Source organism: Corynebacterium sp. KPL2838, assembly GCF_040225455.1.
Classification (GTDB): Bacteria; Actinomycetota; Actinomycetes; order Mycobacteriales; family Mycobacteriaceae; genus Corynebacterium; species Corynebacterium rhinophilum.
Window position 1 is genome coordinate 73,559 of record NZ_JBEHFT010000004.1, and the last position, 17,608, is coordinate 91,166.

Genomic DNA, 17,608 nt, shown 5'->3' on the forward strand with positions numbered 1-17,608 from the left:
CTTTTTGCTTTCACAGGTTTCATCTAGAAACTTATCAGTAGGCTAGAAACTGGGTTTGCCATGATGGCTTACTGAAGCTTGCACGCACGCAGGTGTGCAGATAACAGGAAGTAATAGGAGCTACAGGACGCATGGAAGACAATAAACTTGCCAAAGTCCTCGTCGTTGATGACGAGCCGAATATCGTGGAACTACTGACGGTATCGTTGAAGTTCCAAAATTTTGAGGTCTACAGCGCTAACTCAGGTAACGAGGCGCTGCGCGTGGCGCGCGAGGTAAACCCGGATGCCTATATTTTAGACGTCATGATGCCGGGTATGGACGGCTTTGAGCTCTTGGGCAAGCTGCGCCAGGAAGGCCTGGATGGCCCAGTGCTGTACCTGACCGCCAAGGACGGCGTGGATCAGCGTATCCACGGCCTGACCATCGGTGCAGACGATTACGTCACCAAGCCCTTTAGCCTCGAAGAGGTCATTACCCGCCTGCGTGTGATCATGCGCCGCGGCGGTGCCGCCGAGGAGTCTTCTAATGACGCCACCATGAGCTATGCCGATCTGACCTTGAATGACGATACCCACGAGGTCACCAAGGGCGGTGAGCTCATCGAGCTGTCTCCCACGGAGTTCAACCTCCTGCGCTACCTCATGCAAAACAAGGAAGTGGTGCTCTCTAAGTCCAAGATCCTGGATAACGTCTGGCACTACGATTTCGGCGGCGATGGAAACGTCGTGGAATCCTATATTTCTTACCTGCGCCGCAAGATCGATACCGGCGATACGCAGCTTATTCACACCGTGCGCGGTGTTGGCTATGTGCTGCGCACCCCGCGGTCCTAAACTGACGTTTCGTAATGGCAGATTCACAGGAGAACCCCGCTTCGGGCAGGCCCGCGCAGTCGCAGCAGCCGCCCAAGAAGTGGCATGAGCAGCTGGACCACCTACCGCAGCAGGGGCAGGGAAAGAAAAAGAAGCGCTCCAAGCGCGACTACATCAAGCAGATTCCGCAGGCGATGCCCCTGCGCACCTGGCTGGTGGTTCTCCTCGTGGTTATCTCCGGCCTCGGGTTGACGGGCTCGTCCTTTGCCGTGAACTCGATCATGCGCAACGTGCTCTATAACAACGTCGATAGCGAACTGCGCTCAGCGTCGTCTTCCTGGGCACGCGATGTGGGCAATGACTTCTTTTTAGGTGATCACACCAAGCGCCCGCCCACGGAATACGTGGTGCTCAATTACCTTCCGGATGGCACGATTCGCTATTCCGGGCCCACGTCTACCACTCCGGATGTGGAGGGCGTTCCCTTGGGCGGGTTCCCCACGACGGTGGGCTCGATTGAAAATAACACCAAGTGGCGCGCGCTGGCCTTTGCGGATTCAAATGGCATTATCACCGTCATTGCCAAGGATATGACCCATGAAAAGGAGATCCTGCACGGCCTAGCGATGGTGCAGGTATCCATTGCGGCGATCGCCTTGGCGGCCATGGCCGGCGTCGGCTTCTGGTTCATCCGCAGAGCGTTGCGGCCGCTGCGGGTGGTGGAATCGACGGCATCGGAAATCGCGGCCGGTGACCTGGATAAGCGCGTGCCCGAGTGGCCGCTGCACACGGAGGTCGGCCAATTGGCCGCCGCGCTCAATATCATGCTGGGCCACCTGCAGCGCTCCGTGGTTACGGCGCAGGAAAAAGAGGAACAGATGCGCCGCTTTGTCGGCGATGCCTCCCACGAGCTGCGCACCCCGCTGACCAGCCTGCGCGGCTACACGGAGCTCTACCGCTCTGGGGCGACAAACGATGTGGATCTGGTCTTTTCCAAGATCGATAAGGAATCCAAGCGTATGTCGCTGCTGGTAGAGGACCTGCTGGCGCTGACCCGCGCGGAAGGAACGCGCCTGGATCTGCGGCCGGTGGACCTTTTGGAGCTGTCCCTCTCTGTGGGATCGTCTGCGCGCGCAGCCTTCCCCGAACGCGAGGTCAAGGTGGTCAATAAGGCGCAGTCCATCCCCGTGGTCAATGGCGATGCAGACCGCCTCCACCAGGTGCTACTCAACCTGATTTCCAATGGCCTGCGCCACGGCGGCGAGGATGCCACGGTCACCCTGCAGTTGCGCCGCGACAACAAGGACATCCTCGTGGATGTCATCGATGACGGCAAGGGAATGTCCTCTGAGGACGCCGCCCACATCTTCGAGCGCTTCTACCGCGCGGATTCCTCGCGCACGCGCGATACCGGCGGATCCGGCTTGGGACTTGCCATCGTGCATTCCTTGGTGGAACAGCACGGCGGCAGCATCAGCGTGGATTCCACGCTCGGCCACGGCACCACCTTTACGGTGCGCCTGCCCGCGCTGGAGGAACCGGAGGATTAATCCTCGCGGTAGCCGTCCTCGTTGGTGCCCAAGTGCTGGCGGATGCGCGCCGCCGCCTCATCCATGGCGGCATCATCGGTGTCCTCGGCGGCATAAGCCTTGGCAAAGTCGTACTCTTCCATCTTCTCGGTGGGGAAGAGGTGGATGTGGGTGTGCGGCACATCGAAGCCGGCGATGACGTAGCCGGTGCGCGGGGTATCGTACGCGTTCTTGATGGCCTCACCGATTTCTAGGGCCACCTCGTTCAGGTGCGTCCAGGTCTGGGGATCCAGGTCGGTCCACTTATCTACTTCCTCGACGGGAACGACTAAAGTGTGGCCGTAGCGCAGTGGCTCGATGGATAAAAATGCCACGCAGCTCTTATCGCGGTAGACAAAGCGGGCGGGTAGGTCACCAGTGATGATTTTGCTAAATACAGAAGCCATAGCTGCCAGGCTACCCCCAGCTATGATGGTGGGCATGCGCATTCTCGTAATTGGTTCGGGCGGCCGTGAACACGCCCTCGTAAAAGGACTGCACGCTGATCCACAGGCTGCGGAGATCCACGTCGCGCCCGGCAGCGCGGCCATGGAACCGCTGGCTACCCTGCACCCGGAATACTCCCAGGTAGATGATCCAGAACGCATGGTGGAACTGGCCCGCGAGATCGCTGCCGAGCTCGTGGTCATCGGCCCCGAGGTGCCGCTGGTCGCCGGCGTGGCGGATGTACTGCGCGCAGCAGGCATCGCCGTGTTCGGGCCGAATAAGGACGCGGCCCAAATTGAAGGCTCCAAGGCTTTTGCCAAGGAAGTCATGGAGGCCGCTGGGGTGAAGACCGCCCGCGCGCAGCAGGTGCGCCCAGGCGCTAGCGAGGCCGATATTGAGGCCGCGCTGGATAATTTTGGCCCGCAGTTCGTGGTTAAGGATGATGGCCTGGCAGGCGGCAAGGGCGTCGTGGTCACCGGCGAGCGCGCCGCTGCCCGCGCCCACGTGGATGCGGTCTTAGGGGCCGGCAACCCCGTGCTGCTGGAATCTTTCCTGGACGGGCCCGAGGTATCGCTATTCTGCCTTGTCGATGGCGAGACCGTCGTGCCGCTTTTGCCCGCCCAGGACCACAAGCGCGCCTACGACAATGACGAGGGCCCCAATACCGGCGGCATGGGCGCGTACACACCGCTGCCGTGGCTTGGCAAGGACGACGTGCAGCGCATCGTGGACGAGGTATGCACCCCGGTTGCCAAGGAAATGGTGCGCCGCGGCACCCCGTATTCCGGCCTGCTCTATGCCGGACTGGCCTGGGGCGAAGAAGGCCCAGCGGTGGTGGAATTTAACTGCCGCTTTGGTGACCCAGAAACCCAAGCGGTGCTCTCACTTCTTAAGTCCCCGCTGGCACAAGCGCTCAATGCCACCGCCACCGGCACGCTGGCAGAACTCGAGCCCCTTCAGTGGGAAGATGGCTATGCCATCACCGTGGTCATGGCGGCCGAGGGATACCCCGCCTCGCCCCGCAAGGGCGATGCCATCACGGGCGAAGGCCTCGAGGATCCAGAGCGCGTGCTGCACGCCGGCACGAAACGCTCCAATGGAGTATTCCAGAGCAATGGTGGCCGCGTGCTCAACGTGCTGGGCAAGGGCGAAACGCTAGACGCCGCGCGCGAGAATGCCTACGCCACCGCCCAGGGCATTGAGTTTGCGGGCGGGTTTGTCCGGAGGGACATCGGCAAGCGCGCAGCAGCCGGGGAAATTTCTATCTAGCAAGTAGCCACGGGGGAGGGCAGGCATGGAATAATAAGCCACGTGGCTGAGAAGAAGAATATCCCCAACGTCCTGTCCTCCCGTTATGCTTCTGCAGAGCTTGCCAATATCTGGAGCGCGGAGCATAAAATCATCCTCGAGCGCAAGCTATGGATCGCCGTGATGCACGCCCAGAAGAACCTGGGCGTGGACATCCCCGCCAAGGCCATTAGCGCGTATGAGGCCGTTATCGAGGACGTAAACCTCGAATCCATTGCTGAGCGCGAGCGCGTCACCCGCCACGATGTGAAGGCCCGCATCGAAGAATTCAATGCGCTGGCCGGCTACGAGCACATCCACAAGGGCATGACCAGCCGCGATCTCACCGAGAACGTGGAGCAGTTGCAGATCCACACCTCGCTGGAAATCATCCGGGATAAGGCCATCGCCGTGGTCTCGCGCATCGGCCGTCACGCCGCCGAGTACCAATCCCTAGTCATGGCTGGGCGCTCGCACAACGTGGCCGCGCAGGCCACCACGCTGGGCAAGCGCTTTGCCACCGCCGGCGATGAAATGCTGCTGGCCATCGAACGCGTGGAAGACCTGCTTTCGCACTACCCGCTGCGCGGCATCAAGGGCCCCATGGGTACCTCGCAGGACATGCTCGATCTCATGGGCGGTTCCGAAGATAAGCTCGCCTCTCTAGAGACCAATATTGCGGATTACCTGGGCTTTCGCCGCATCTTCAACTCCGTGGGCCAGGTGTACCCGCGCTCGCTGGATTTCGATGCCATCTCCTGCCTCGTCTCCCTGGGCACCGCCCCGGCATCGCTGGCCACCACCATCCGCCTGATGGCCGGCAACGAGACCGTCACCGAGGGCTTCAAGGAAGGCCAGGTCGGCTCGTCCGCCATGCCGCACAAGATGAACGCCCGCTCCTGCGAACGCGTGACCGGCCTGCAGGTCATCCTGCGCGGCTACCTCACCATGGCCGCAGACCTCGCCGGCAGCCAGTGGAACGAGGGCGATGTCTCCTGCTCGGTGGTGCGACGCGTGGCGCTTCCCGATGCCTTCTTTGCCATCGACGGCCAATTCGAAACCTTCCTCACCGTGCTCGATGAATTCGGCGCCTTCCCCGCCATGATCGACCGCGAGCTGGAGCGCTACCTGCCCTTCCTCGCCACCACCCGCATCCTCATGGCCGCGGTGCGCGCCGGGGTGGGCCGCGAGACCGCCCACGAGGTCATCAAGGAAAACGCCGTGGCCGTGGCGCTGAATATGCGCGAAAACGGTGGCAACCAAGACCTGGTCCAGCGCCTTGCCGCAGATGACCGCCTGCCCATGGACGAGGTCGAGCTCGAAAGGGTCCTCGAGGATAAGCACGCCTTCATCGGCGCCGCTGAATCCCAGGTCTCTCAGGTCCTGCACCGCATCAAGGCCCTCGTGGGTGAGCACCCCAAGGCCGCTGCCTATACGCCGGGCGAGATTCTTTAGCGTTGTGCGCGGGCTTACATGCCCTCGCACGCCCGCGCACGCCCGCGCACACCCGCGCGTTATGATGAGGACCATGCGTCCTGAGCTTTCTTCTTATACCCATGTAGCCTCCGGCAAGGTCCGCGATATTTACGATGTGGATGACACCACCCTGCTGATGGTGGTCTCTGACCGCATCTCCGCCTACGACTTTGCCTTGGAACCGGCCATCCCGGACAAGGGCCGGGTTCTCACGGCCACCTCGAAGTTCTTCTTTGATGCCATCGATTTTCCCAACCACCTCGCCGGACCGCTCGATGATGAGCGCATTCCGGAAGAGTGCTTGGGTCGCGCCATGGTGGTCAAGAAGCTAGACATGCTGCCCTTCGAGTGCGTGGCGCGCGGTTTCCTTACCGGCTCCGGCTTAAAGGAATACCAGGCCGACGGCACCGTGTGCGGCATCGAGCTGCCCGCCGGCTTGGTGGAGGCCTCCCGCCTGCCCGAGCCCATTTTCACTCCGGCCACCAAGGCTGAGCAGGGCGATCACGATGAGAATGTGTCTTTCGAACACGTGGCAGACAAGCTCGGCCGCGAGTGCGCCGAGGAACTGCGCGCGGCTACCTTGCGCATTTATGCGAAGGCCGCCCAATTGGCGGAGGAGAAGGGCATTATCTTGGCCGATACCAAATTCGAGTTCGGCCTCGATGCAGATGGCACGCTCGTGCTTGCCGATGAAGTCCTCACCCCCGATTCCTCCCGCTACTGGCCCGCAGATTCTTACGTGGAAGGCGAGGTACAGCCCTCCTTTGATAAGCAGTACGTGCGCGATTGGCTGACTTCTGATGCCTCCGGCTGGGATAAGTCCTCTGAGACCACCCCGCCCGCGCTTCCCGATGACGTCGTTTCCGCCACCCGCCTGCGCTATATCGAGGCCTACGAAAAGCTATCGGGTGAGCGCTTCGCGGACTTTCTCGCGCCGCGTTCCTAGCCGCCCGGGCCGGTCTAGGCCGGATAGGGCAACCGCGCGTTAGCTGGTTGCCCGCGGCTGTTGTCCGCCGCTGGGGAACCGCCGGTGACGCGTACAGTGGTAGGGCATGAGTGATGAAAAGACGACCGCACCGGTAGCCCCAGTCCACCCCGTAAAGCGCGAATTTCACGGCCGCGAATTCGTGGATAATTACGAGTGGCTGCGCGATAAGCAATCGCAGGAAACCCTGGATTACCTCAATGCCGAAAATGATTACACCGCGGCGCATACCGGGCACTTGGATGCGATGACGGAGAATATCTTCCAAGAGATTAAATCCCGCATTAAACAAACCGATATGTCCGTGCCAGCCCGCCGCGGTAAGTACTGGTACTACGGCCGCTCCGAAGAGGGTAAGAATTACGGCTATTCCTGCCGCATCCCGGTAGAAGAGGGCAGCGATCCGTGGACCGCCCCGGTGATTCCGGAAGAAGGCAGCCCAGAGGGTGAAGAAATTATCCTAGACGCCAACGCCTTGGCAGAGGGCAAGGACTTCTTCGCCCTTGGTGCGGCCTCCATCTCAGATTCCGGCCGCTACCTGTCCTATTCCGTGGACTTTGCCGGCGACGAGCGCTTTGAGCTGTCCATTAAGGACCTCGAAACGGGAGAGCTTCTAGAAGATCACCTCACCGGAATTTTCTATGGCGCTACCTGGGCAGGCGATGGCTATATCTTCTACTCTACGGTCGATGATGCCTGGCGCCCAGATGCGGTGTGGCGCCATAAAGTAGGCACCGAGCAGTCCGCGGATGTGCGCGTCTTCCACGAGGAAGATGAGCACTTTAACGTGGGCATCGGCAGTGCACGCTCCGACAAGTACCTCTTCATCGGGGTGGGTTCGAAGATAACCTCGGAAGCCTGGGTGCTGGATACGGAGAACCCAGAAGGAGAATTCCGCCCGCTGTGGAAGCGCGAGACGGGTGTGGACTATGACGTAGACCATGCCGTGGTGGGCGGCGAGGACTACTGGATTGTCACCCACAACGCCACCGGCCCGAACTTCGCAGTGGGCTATGCCAAAGTGGATGCGGAACTTCCCGCCCTGCGCGATCTGCCGGAGCTTCTAGCACACGATGACACCACCCGCATCGAGGGCGTGGATACCTACCGCGATCACATGGTGGTGGGCTACCGCCGCGGTGGCATCGGCCGCGCCGCCATCATGCGCGTTGGCGATGACTTCGGAGAATTCGAAGAACTCAATTTCAACGAGGAACTCTTTACCGTCGCCGTGGCCGGTAACCCGGAATGGGATGCGCCGGTAGTGCGCGTGAACTACGTGTCTTATATTCAGCCCGCGCAGCTTTTCGATTACCGCGTGGATACCGGCGAGTACACGCTGCTGAAGGAACAAGAAGTCCCCGGTGGCTATGATCCGGATGATTACGTGGCCTACCGCATCTGGTCGACTGCCAGTGATGGCACCAAGATCCCAGTCTCCGTGGTGCACCGTTCCGACTTGGACCGCACCAAGCCCAACCCGACGCTGCTGTATGGTTACGGCTCCTACGAGGCCAGCATGGACCCGTACTTCTCCGCGTCCCGGCTATCGCTCATGGATCGCGGCATGATTTATGCGGTTGCCCATGTGCGCGGTGGCGGCGAGATGGGCCGTCAGTGGTATGACGACGGCAAGATGCTGCAGAAGAAAAACACCTTCACCGATTTCATCGCAGTGGCCGATGATCTCATCGAGCGCCGCGTGACCACCCCGGACCAAATGGTGGCCGAAGGCGGCTCTGCCGGCGGTATGCTTATGGGTGCCGTGGCCAATATGGCACCTGACCGCTTTACCGCTATCCAAGCCGTCGTCCCCTTCGTGGATCCGCTAACCTCGATGCTCATGCCGGAGCTTCCCCTCACGGTTCCCGAATGGGAAGAGTGGGGCGACCCGTACCACGATCCGGAATACTACGACTACATGAAGTCCTACTCGCCCTACGAGAATGTTGAGGCCAAGGACTACCCGGATATCTTGGCTATCACCTCGCTGAACGATACCCGCGTGCTGTACGTGGAACCGGCAAAGTGGATTGCGCAGCTGCGCGCTACCGCCACCGGCGGCGAATTTCTGCTCAAGACGGAGATGGCCGCCGGGCACGGTGGCGTATCCGGCCGCTACGATAAGTGGCGCCAAAACGCCTTCGAATACGCCTGGACGATCAATAAGGCCACCGGCCTGACGGAGTAACTGCCCATCACAGTCGTGCGCTGGCTGGCACCCTGGCTAGCGTTCTGGCCAGCGCGCGGATCTGGCGGTACTGTGCGATAATTTGAGCTATGACTAGCCACCTTCTGGTTTCTATCTCCAGTATTTTTGAGGACACTCGAAAGCAGGCTACAAGCTTCCTGTCGGTTCTGGACCGGGAGGAAATTCCCGTCTCCCTGCTCATCGCCCCGCATATTGATGGCAATTGGCACCTGGCCAAGGACAAAGACACCCAACAGTGGCTCAAGGATCAAGCGGCCGCGGGCCGTCCGCTTATCCTCAATGGCTTTGACCAGGCAGTCCAAGGCCGCCGCGCGGAGTTTGCCAACCTCAATTCACACGAGGCGAAGCTGCGCCTAGCCGGTGCGACCCGGCAGATGGCACAGATTGGTTTTGAACCCACCATCTTCGCGCCCCCGCGCTGGCGCATGTCTCCCGGAACGTTGCAGGTCCTGCCCAAATTCCCCTTTGAGGCGGCGGCTTCTACCCGCGGCATCCTAGAGGTACCCACCGGGAAATTCCACCAAGCCCGCAACCTTTCTTTCGGTGAGGGCTTCGGTTCTGCCAAATGGTGGCGCAAAAACATCATCCGCGCGGCAGAGCGCTCCGCCCAGCGCGGCAATACCGTGCGCCTTTCCATCTCTGCCCGCAACCTGGATGACCGCAAGGTCATTAAAGACTTTGTGAAGGCTGCTCGCCGCGCGCTTGACGCGGGCGCTACTCCCGCTGATTACAGCATTTACCTTCCGCGTTAGTCCGGCGGAGGTTTTATAGTAGGTAGCATGAAACGAACAGATGAACTAACAACGCAACAGGCGGCAGACTTCTTGAATGTCTCTCGGCCGCGTGTCATCGAGCTCATGGATGAGGGAACCTTGAAGGGGCATACAGAAGGTGCCTACCGCCATCTGTATGCCTCCAGCGTGCAGGACTTTAAACGCCAGAGAGACCTTGAGCAGCGTGCTGCTGCAGACGAGCTCGCGGTGCTCTCTGACGAGATGGGCTTGTACGAGTAGGCGCTCCTACTTGCTTAGGCCGTTAATGAAGTCCTTAGCCTGCTGCGGGAGCATGCCCCAGATTCCAGCGGGGATGATCTTCTGCAGGTTTCCGGTAGCCGCCATGAAGCCGGGGATGGCGAGAAGGCCGGCCAGGATGGCAAAGCCGATAATGGCGCCGGTGCCCCAGGAGCTAGAGCCGAGCCCGAAGCCTGGGCCATCGGTGTTGTCGTCCTGGTTGGCATCGTTGCCCTGATCGCCGTCGTCGGTGGATTCATCCTCGCCCAGGGTAAAACCGACCTTGACGGGGTCGTGGTCGGAGGCGCGGAAGGGCGAGTCAGTGTAGAAATCCACGGCGTTGTAGTTGCGGCGGGAGTACTCAAAGGCGACGGGTTCGTCGGCGTTGATGTTCCACACTTGGGCATCGTCAAGCGCGCCCGAAGCAACCTCATTGGCAAGGACGTGGTCTAGGGTGCCGAGCAGGCCGCCGAACTGGTAAGAGGTATCGGCGCCGTATTTTTCCGCAGGCACGGTAAAGCCATCGTTGCGGAAGACATCGAGTGCGGTTTCGTGGGTGTAGGCATTGAAATCACCCAGGGCAAAAAGCGGCTTATCCTTCCAATCGTCCTGCTTGTGCAGGGCATCGAGCACGGCCTGTGCCTGGGCGTTGCGGACGTTGAGGTTATTGCCCTGGCCATCGCCGGAATCTTCATCGCCCTTGGCCACCGAGCCCTTGGACTTGAAGTGGCTGGCCACGGCGACGAAGGACTCGTCATCGCTAGTGAGCGGCTGGAATTCCTGGGCCAGCGGCTCACGGGCGGTGCCGGAAAAGCGCGGATCCTGGAAGATGCGGGATTCGCCTACGGGCTTGACCACGTCCTTGTGGTAGATGAACGCGGTGCGGATGACATCGGGATGCTCAGGGACTTGCTCCTTGGACGGGGAGGGAACGAAGGCCCACTTCTCGGTGCCCGCGGCCTCGTTAAGTTTTTCGGTCAGGCGCTTCAACGCCTTATCGCGCTGGTCAAAGTCCCCGGTTACCGCGTAGCCATCTTCGATTTCGGAAAGACCAATGACATCGGCATCCAGGCCATTGATGGCGGCGACGATCTTGCGCTCTTGGTCCTTTAAGGCGGATTCGGTATAGGCGCCGCGGGTCTTGCCGCGGTTGACGGTGACTTTATTGCCCGCGCGGTCGGTATAGGCGCTGCCGCCGAATTCCTCGCCCAGGGAGGTGAAGTAATTCAGCACGTTAAAGGCACCGATGGTGTATTCACCCTTGACATCATCGACGGCGTGCAGCTCCGCATCCCGGGATTCTTCCCAGGAGATGGGGAGATCGGCGCCGGCGGTTTCACCGGTGACCGGCTCGGTGGGCTGGAAGCGCCACTGCTCGTGGGAGTAGCCCACGATGACCGGGTGCTGGAATTCGACGGTATCGGTGGTACGCAGGGATTTGATGGTCTTGCCGCCATCTTGGGCGATATAGGGCAGAGGGGTGTCCTTATCGGTCCTCAAATAATCGCGGGTGCGGCCATCATCCAAGGTAACGAGCTTTTCTGCATTATCCTTGGCCAGTTTGTGCAGCTCGGAATCAGGGTCGGTGGAAGGGGAATGGACATCGGAAGGCTGGCGGAAGGCTTCCTCGCCCGGGGCGAGGCCGACCTCGCCGTATTGGTTGAGTGAGTAGTTATTGGTCACGGTGTGCGCGCCGGGTTGGATGAGCATGTGCTCAAAGGGCTCGCGTGCGGCATCGCCTTGGGGCAGCTCATCCACGGCGAGCGGGGTGACCGCTTCCAATGCGGTATCGAGCTGCTTGAGGGAAGAAGCGCTTACCTGGGTGGCGCCGTAATACTCGGAGACCTGGCCGGTGATCTCTACGGAATCGCCGATGCTGGGGTATTTATCGGCGCCCTTTTTACCCATGTGCACAAATAGCGCCTGGGAGGCATCGGTGGTTTCTTGGCCGGTGCCGCCGGTTTGGATGGTAAAGCCGTTGAGCCCGCCCGCGCTCCACACGCCGGTGACAACGCCCTGGGTAGCAACGTTCTGGCCCTCGAGCGGGGAGGTATCGCCGGTGCCTTGGATTTCAGCAATCGGGGTAATGCCCTCGGGTGCGGGAAGGTTCTCGGAATCATCGGAGCTGCCCGAGTCACCCGATCCGCCTGGCTGCGGGGAGGGGGACTCGTTGCCGGAATTGGTGGGATTTGGCCTACCGACGGTGAAGTCCGCGGAGTTGTCATCGGTATCGGTGCCCGCCGCGTTGCGGGAAGCGGAGGTGTCATTGGACAGCGCGCCGGTGGCAGCTCTTTCAGACTTGGAGGCGGCACCGTAACCTATGAGGTCAATGGTATTACCGGTGGCATCGGCAAGCTGCACCGAGCCCTTCGTGCCGGACATATTGACCTTGCCCTCTGCATCCGGGGCGGGAAGAGCCTGGGCCTGGCCATTGCCGGCGGCAGCCTGTACTAGGTAGTAACCGTGGGGAGCGATGGTGCCGGACAGGGTGATCTTGCCGCCGCTATTGCCGTTGGAGGCAAAGTACTCCACGGACCAGCCGGTGAGATCGATTGCGGCATCGGTGGGGTTATAAAGCTCGATGAAATCATTGGAAAAGCTCGCACCCTTATTTCCGCCACCGCCGTAGACCTCAGAGATGACCGCGGTGGAATTATCCGGGGCGGCCATGGCGGAAGGCACCGCAATAGATAGGGAGAGGGTGGAGAAACCGGCAGCGAGGGCTACCCTGCCAAAGCGGCGAAGAGCCATAGAAAAGTCACCTTAATCATAGAGAAAGTTGTCATGGACGCCTTTTATTTTTACTCGCTGAACAATCGGTGTACCCGGGACCGCTTTGGGCGGGTTTCGCGCGAGCAGGCTGTGAAACCTGGGTGCCGCGCAAAATTCGTTTTCCTGTTGGTCGTAATTTACGCGGAGTTTGCTTTACCGGGGTGAAAACCCTGCAGTGGGGGTATATCTAGGGATTGGGCGGGGGTATGACTACACTGAATCGGGCAGACCTAAGCCCCATACAGTAAGGCAAAAATTTCATGGCTCGTGTAGTTGTCAATGTCATGCCCAAGGCGGAAATTCTGGATCCGCAGGGCCAAGCTGTCGTCCGCGCATTGGGTCGCATCGGAGTATCCGGTGTCAGCGATGTGCGCCAAGGAAAGCGCTTCGAACTCGAGGTAGATGATTCCGTTACCGCAGAGGAACTGGATAAGGTAGCAGAAACGCTGCTGGCTAATACCGTCATCGAGGACTACGAGGTTACGCAGCTGGAGGTCAAGTAAGTGACCGCAAAAATCGGAGTAATCACCTTCCCCGGCACCCTGGATGATGTGGATGCCGCCCGCGCAGCCCGCACCGCCGGCGCCGAGGTCATTAACCTCTGGCACGCGGATGCTGATCTGCGCGGCGTGGACGCGGTAGTCGTGCCGGGCGGTTTTTCCTATGGTGACTATTTGCGCTCGGGCGCTATTTCGGCGCTCGCCCCCGTCATGCGCAGCGTCATCGACCGCGCCAAGGCGGGAATGCCGGTGCTTGGCATTTGCAATGGTTTCCAAATCTTGACTGAAGCAGGCCTCTTGCCGGGCGCATTGACCCGGAATAAGGGCCTGCATTTTCATTGCACCGATACTTACCTGGAGGTGGAGCACTCCACCACGGCCTGGACCAGCGAGTTTGAAAAGGGCCAAAAGATTTTAGTTCCCGCCAAGCACGGCGAGGGCCGCTTCCAGGCAGGCGATGACGATATCGCCCGCATCGAGGGCGAAGGCCGTGTGGTCTTCCGCTATACCGATAATTACAACGGCTCCATCAATGGCATTGCTGGGGTAAGCGATGAGTCCGGCCGCATCGTGGGCCTCATGCCGCACCCAGAGCACGCCATTGACCCGCTGACCGGCCCATCCACCGACGGATTGGGACTATTCGTATCCGCCATCAAGGCCGTCGCGGAAGCGCCGGCGGTTTAAGGAGGCCACCTACATGACCGTTTCTAATGACACCGTAGACAAGGCGCAGTCCACCCCGGATGAGCAGCAGCCGTACGTTGAGCTCGGCCTGAAGGATGACGAATACCAGCGCATCCACGATATTTTGGGCCGGCGCCCCACCGACGCGGAGCTGACCATGTACTCCGTGATGTGGTCCGAGCACTGCTCCTATAAGTCCTCCAAGACGCACCTGCGCTACTTTGGTGAGACCATGACGGAGGAGATGGGGGAGAAGATCCTCGCCGGCATTGGTGAAAACGCCGGCGTGGTGGACATCGGCGATGGCAACGCGGTGACCTTCCGCGTGGAATCGCACAACCACCCCTCCTACGTGGAGCCCTACCAGGGCGCGGCGACCGGCGTGGGCGGCATCGTCCGCGACATCATGGCCATGGGGGCCCGCCCCATCGCCGTGATGGATCAGCTGCGCTTTGGGCCTGCCGATGCCCCCGATACCAAGCGCGTGCTACCCGGCGTCGTCTCTGGCGTGGGCGGCTACGGCAACTCCTTGGGCCTGCCCAATATTGGCGGCGAGACCGTCTTTGATGAAACCTATGCCGGTAACCCGCTGGTCAACGCCCTGTGTGTGGGTACGCTCAAGGTCGATGACCTGAAACTCGCCTTCGCCTCCGGCAAGGGTAATAAGGTCATGCTCTTTGGCTCCCGCACCGGCCTGGATGGCATCGGCGGCGTATCCGTGCTGGCCTCCGATACCTTTGAGGACGGCGCGGAGCGGAAGCTGCCGGCCGTGCAGGTGGGCGACCCCTTCGCGGAAAAGGTGCTCATCGAATGCTGCCTGGACCTCTACCACGCCGGCGTTGTGGTGGGCATCCAGGACTTGGGCGGCGCTGGCCTGGCCTGTGCCACCTCTGAGCTGGCAGCTTCCGGCGATGGCGGCATGGAGGTCAACCTCGATGCGGTACCGCTGCGCGCGGAAAACATGACCGCAGCGGAAATCCTTGCCTCCGAGTCCCAGGAGCGCATGTGCGCCGTCGTGGCGCCGGAAAACGTGGAGAAGTTCCGCGAAATCTGCGAGCACTGGGAGGTCACCTGCGCCGAAATCGGTGAGGTTACTGAAGGTGACCACTTGGTCATCCGCCACCAGGGTGAGGTCGTCGTCGATGCGCCGGCTGGCACCATCGCGGATGAAGCACCCGTCTACGAGCGCCCCTACGCCCGCCCCGAGTGGCAGGATGAGCTGCAGAAATACCAGGGCACGGACAAGCGCGGCCTGGTGGAATCCCTGCAGAAGCTCATTTCCTCGCCTTCGTTGTGCTCGCGCGATTTCATCATGAATCAGTATGACCGCTACGTGCGTGGCAATACCGTCCAGTCCCACCACGCGGACGCGGGCGTGCTGCGCATCGATGAGGAGACCGGCCGCGGCGTTGCCGTGTCCGCCGATGCTTCCGGCCGCTACACCAAGCTGGATCCGAACATGGGCGCGCGCCTGGCCCTGGCTGAGGCCTACCGCAACGTCGCGGTCACCGGCGCCAAGCCCGTCGCGATTACCAATTGCCTGAACTACGGTTCGCCGGAAAACCCGGACGTGATGTGGCAGTTCCGCGAATCGGTGCACGGGCTTGCCGATGCCGCCGTGGAACTCTCCATCCCCGTCTCTGGCGGCAACGTCTCCTTCTACAACCAGACCGGCTCCGAGCCGATTCTGCCCACCCCGGTCGTGGGCGTGCTCGGCGTTATCGACGATGTGCACCAAGCCATTGGCAATAACTTGGGCACCGTCAATGAGAAGGAAGTCCTCATCGCCTTGGGTGAGACCAAGGATGAGTTTGGCGGTTCCATTTGGCAGCTGGTGAGCGCCGAGGGCGCCGATAAGGACAACCTCAACGGCCTGCCGCCGCAGGTGGACATGGCCAATGAGAAGCGCCTCGCGGATTTCTTCGACGGCAACGATTTGCTCACCGCCGCGCACGATGTCTCCGAGGGCGGCCTGGCCGTTGCCGCCTTTGAGATGGCCAAGCGCGCCGGTGCGCCTGCCGATGCCGCCGGCCTCGGCCTCGACCTCGATCTCACCGCCGTGCACGAGGACGCCTTCACCGCGGCCTTCTCCGAGTCCGCTTCCCGCGCACTCGTGGCCACCACCGCTGACCGCGCCGATAAGGTGCTCGCCCGTGCCGCTGAGCTTGGCATCCCAGTAGCCATCGTGGGTGAGACCACCGAAACTGGTGCGCTTACCTTGGGTGGCGAATCCGTGGCCATCTCTCAGTTGGTTGAGGCATGGTCTGCTACTTTGCCTGACCTCTTCGGTCACGCCGTGGGCGCTAACTCCGTTGTGGAGTAAGCCAGCCCCTGTCACCGCTTAGCTCAAGCCCGGCTTTGGCCGGGCTTGAGGAGCATTTAGACTATCTTCGATGATCGGGGTCGCTGCCCAATGAGCATCGCCCTTTCTCTCTGTCTCGAATCGTAATTTTTATATTAGGAGTCCCATGAGCGCGCATTCCCGCCATCAAGCCTCCGCGCCCGCATCAACAGTGCTGCGGTGGTACCACCATGGTATTGGGCTGGTGTTTGGCCTCGTGGTTGCCGTAATTTCCGCCGGAAAACTGAATTACGGTGACTGGGGTGCGCTATGGATTGCTGGATTGCTCGTCCGCGATGGAAATCGGGAGCATTTATATAGAATCGATGAACGCGATTTCGCACTGCCACGTGGTGATGTGTGGTTAGACACCATCGCCCACTCTGATGTCACTGAATTCCCGCACCCTTATGTTCACGTCCCATTTCTAGCGGATGTGATGAGCTTGGTCGTGCGAGTCATCAGCTTTGATGTCTCCGTGATATTGCTCGCGATTGCTTCCGGTTGGGCGTTGGTGGTGCTGATAGTCTCCGCCTGGTTCTTGTGGTTTGAGGAAGAGATAGCGACCATTACCTTGCTTTTCGGAATCCTCTTGGGCTGGGCATCGATAGCTTTTCAATCATCGTTATTTCTTGGCCAGACGAGCCCACTGATTTTTGCGGGCGTTGCATACGGCCTTGCTGCTGCTCGCGTGCACCCAGTACGCGCAGGAATTGCACTAGGACTTGTATCTGCAGTGAAGCTAACCCCCATTATCCTCGTGCTCATCTGTGTGGTCTTTCCGCGGGCGCGCAAAGCGGGATTGGTAGCACTCGGGACAGGAGTCGTTGCTGTGCTCTACTCAATCGTCGTTTCTGGCTGGAACGTGTTTACCTCGTGGTGGGATACCCTTCAGGATATCAAGGCGGCAATAATGGTCGCTCCTGTCAACGGATCGATTGCTTCCCAACTGAGCACCAATCGCGTTGAAGATGACAGCATTCTTGTCACTATCGTTCATGATCCTTCACTGGCTGCCAGCCTTATTCCGCCTTTTGTAACCCTGGCATTAATTGCGCTGGTTATTGTTACCGCTTTACGCTCACAGGAGCCGTGGCGCATTGCTGCCGTCGGCATCTTTACGGTTCTCACGGCTACCGGCAATATCTTGTGGGATCATTACGTCTTGTGCGCCGTACTGCCACTGCTAGGCGTTCTGGCACGCGGGCAGAATCGCATCATTTATGTTGTGCCGGTCTTAGGTCTCTTCTTGTTCCCACCGCTGGCCAGGGCAGATTCTGAAATGTGGTTGTCATGGTCCTCGTTGATCGTCTTGGTGGGCTTTGTAATCGCACTGTGTATCGCGGAGCTAAGCCGGGAGGACGCCTTGCCTCTGCGGGATCGCCGCCTTTCCTTCAAAAAGGCGAGTTAGTAAGCGGCTTTTCTCCACTAAAGCCACCACCTCGCCTCTCCGGAACCGAGGGCTTCAAGATCGTTGCCCAGCTGCTACCCGCCCAATGATGCTGGTA

General features: G+C 60.4%; 14 protein-coding genes. 12 read left to right on the top strand and 2 right to left on the bottom strand.

Features of this window, described 5'->3' with window-relative positions; genetic code table 11:
- The first annotated feature begins 131 nt into the window (after positions 1-131).
- Both ABRP98_RS02485 and ABRP98_RS02490 read left to right on the top strand, forming a co-directional pair.
- Positions 132-836, top strand: coding sequence for a response regulator transcription factor (locus tag ABRP98_RS02485; RefSeq protein ID WP_005279568.1), 705 nt, complete (start codon positions 132-134; stop codon positions 834-836).
- 14 nt (positions 837-850) lie between these two features.
- Positions 851-2,365, top strand: coding sequence for a sensor histidine kinase (locus tag ABRP98_RS02490; protein WP_349857283.1), 1,515 nt, complete (start codon positions 851-853; stop codon positions 2,363-2,365).
- Here the strand turns inward: ABRP98_RS02490 and ABRP98_RS02495 are convergent.
- On the bottom strand, positions 2,362-2,790 hold the full coding sequence (locus ABRP98_RS02495; protein WP_284770355.1) for an HIT family protein: 429 nt from the start codon (positions 2,788-2,790) through the stop codon (positions 2,362-2,364). The two genes, ABRP98_RS02490 and ABRP98_RS02495, sit on opposite strands and share 4 nt — an antisense overlap.
- A 34-nt stretch (positions 2,791-2,824) precedes the next feature.
- Here ABRP98_RS02495 and purD point away from each other — a divergent pair, with 34 nt between their 5' ends.
- From purD to ABRP98_RS02525, 6 genes are all read left to right on the top strand, one after another.
- Positions 2,825-4,099, top strand: a complete 1,275-nt coding sequence (gene purD, locus ABRP98_RS02500) for a phosphoribosylamine--glycine ligase (protein ID WP_349857285.1) — start codon at positions 2,825-2,827, stop codon at positions 4,097-4,099.
- Between the two features lie 33 nt (positions 4,100-4,132).
- A complete protein-coding gene (gene purB / locus ABRP98_RS02505; RefSeq protein ID WP_284770393.1) occupies positions 4,133-5,572 on the top strand; it encodes an adenylosuccinate lyase in 1,440 nt (479 codons plus the stop codon).
- Between the two features lie 73 nt (positions 5,573-5,645).
- Entirely contained in the window at positions 5,646-6,539 is an 894-nt protein-coding gene (locus ABRP98_RS02510; RefSeq protein ID WP_349857288.1) for a phosphoribosylaminoimidazolesuccinocarboxamide synthase, read from the top strand.
- 106 nt (positions 6,540-6,645) lie between these two features.
- Entirely contained in the window at positions 6,646-8,769 is a 2,124-nt protein-coding gene (locus tag ABRP98_RS02515) for a S9 family peptidase (protein WP_349857291.1), read from the top strand.
- 89 nt (positions 8,770-8,858) lie between these two features.
- Positions 8,859-9,542 carry a DUF2334 domain-containing protein gene (locus ABRP98_RS02520; protein ID WP_005279578.1) on the top strand — a complete coding sequence of 228 codons (684 nt, stop codon included), beginning with the start codon at positions 8,859-8,861 and terminating at the stop codon, positions 9,540-9,542.
- Between the two features lie 27 nt (positions 9,543-9,569).
- Entirely contained in the window at positions 9,570-9,803 is a 234-nt protein-coding gene (locus tag ABRP98_RS02525; protein WP_284831321.1) for a helix-turn-helix domain-containing protein, read from the top strand.
- A gap of 6 nt (positions 9,804-9,809) precedes the next feature.
- Here ABRP98_RS02525 and ABRP98_RS02530 read toward each other — a convergent pair whose 3' ends face one another.
- Positions 9,810-12,551 (bottom strand): ExeM/NucH family extracellular endonuclease, encoded by a 2,742-nt coding sequence (locus tag ABRP98_RS02530; protein WP_349857294.1) that lies wholly within the window; start codon positions 12,549-12,551, stop codon positions 9,810-9,812.
- Between the two features lie 281 nt (positions 12,552-12,832).
- Between ABRP98_RS02530 and purS the strand changes: the two genes are divergently transcribed.
- From purS to ABRP98_RS02550, 4 genes are all read left to right on the top strand, one after another.
- Positions 12,833-13,075 (top strand): phosphoribosylformylglycinamidine synthase subunit PurS, encoded by a 243-nt coding sequence (gene purS, locus ABRP98_RS02535; protein ID WP_005279580.1) that lies wholly within the window; start codon positions 12,833-12,835, stop codon positions 13,073-13,075.
- Complete coding sequence (gene purQ / locus ABRP98_RS02540) at positions 13,076-13,759, top strand: phosphoribosylformylglycinamidine synthase subunit PurQ (RefSeq protein ID WP_023029203.1); 684 nt, start codon at positions 13,076-13,078, stop codon at positions 13,757-13,759.
- A gap of 13 nt (positions 13,760-13,772) precedes the next feature.
- Positions 13,773-16,082 carry a phosphoribosylformylglycinamidine synthase subunit PurL gene (purL, locus tag ABRP98_RS02545; protein WP_349857295.1) on the top strand — a complete coding sequence of 770 codons (2,310 nt, stop codon included), beginning with the start codon at positions 13,773-13,775 and terminating at the stop codon, positions 16,080-16,082.
- Between the two features lie 145 nt (positions 16,083-16,227).
- Positions 16,228-17,511 carry a glycosyltransferase family 87 protein gene (locus ABRP98_RS02550; RefSeq protein ID WP_349857298.1) on the top strand — a complete coding sequence of 428 codons (1,284 nt, stop codon included), beginning with the start codon at positions 16,228-16,230 and terminating at the stop codon, positions 17,509-17,511.
- The last annotated feature ends 97 nt before the right edge of the window (positions 17,512-17,608 follow it).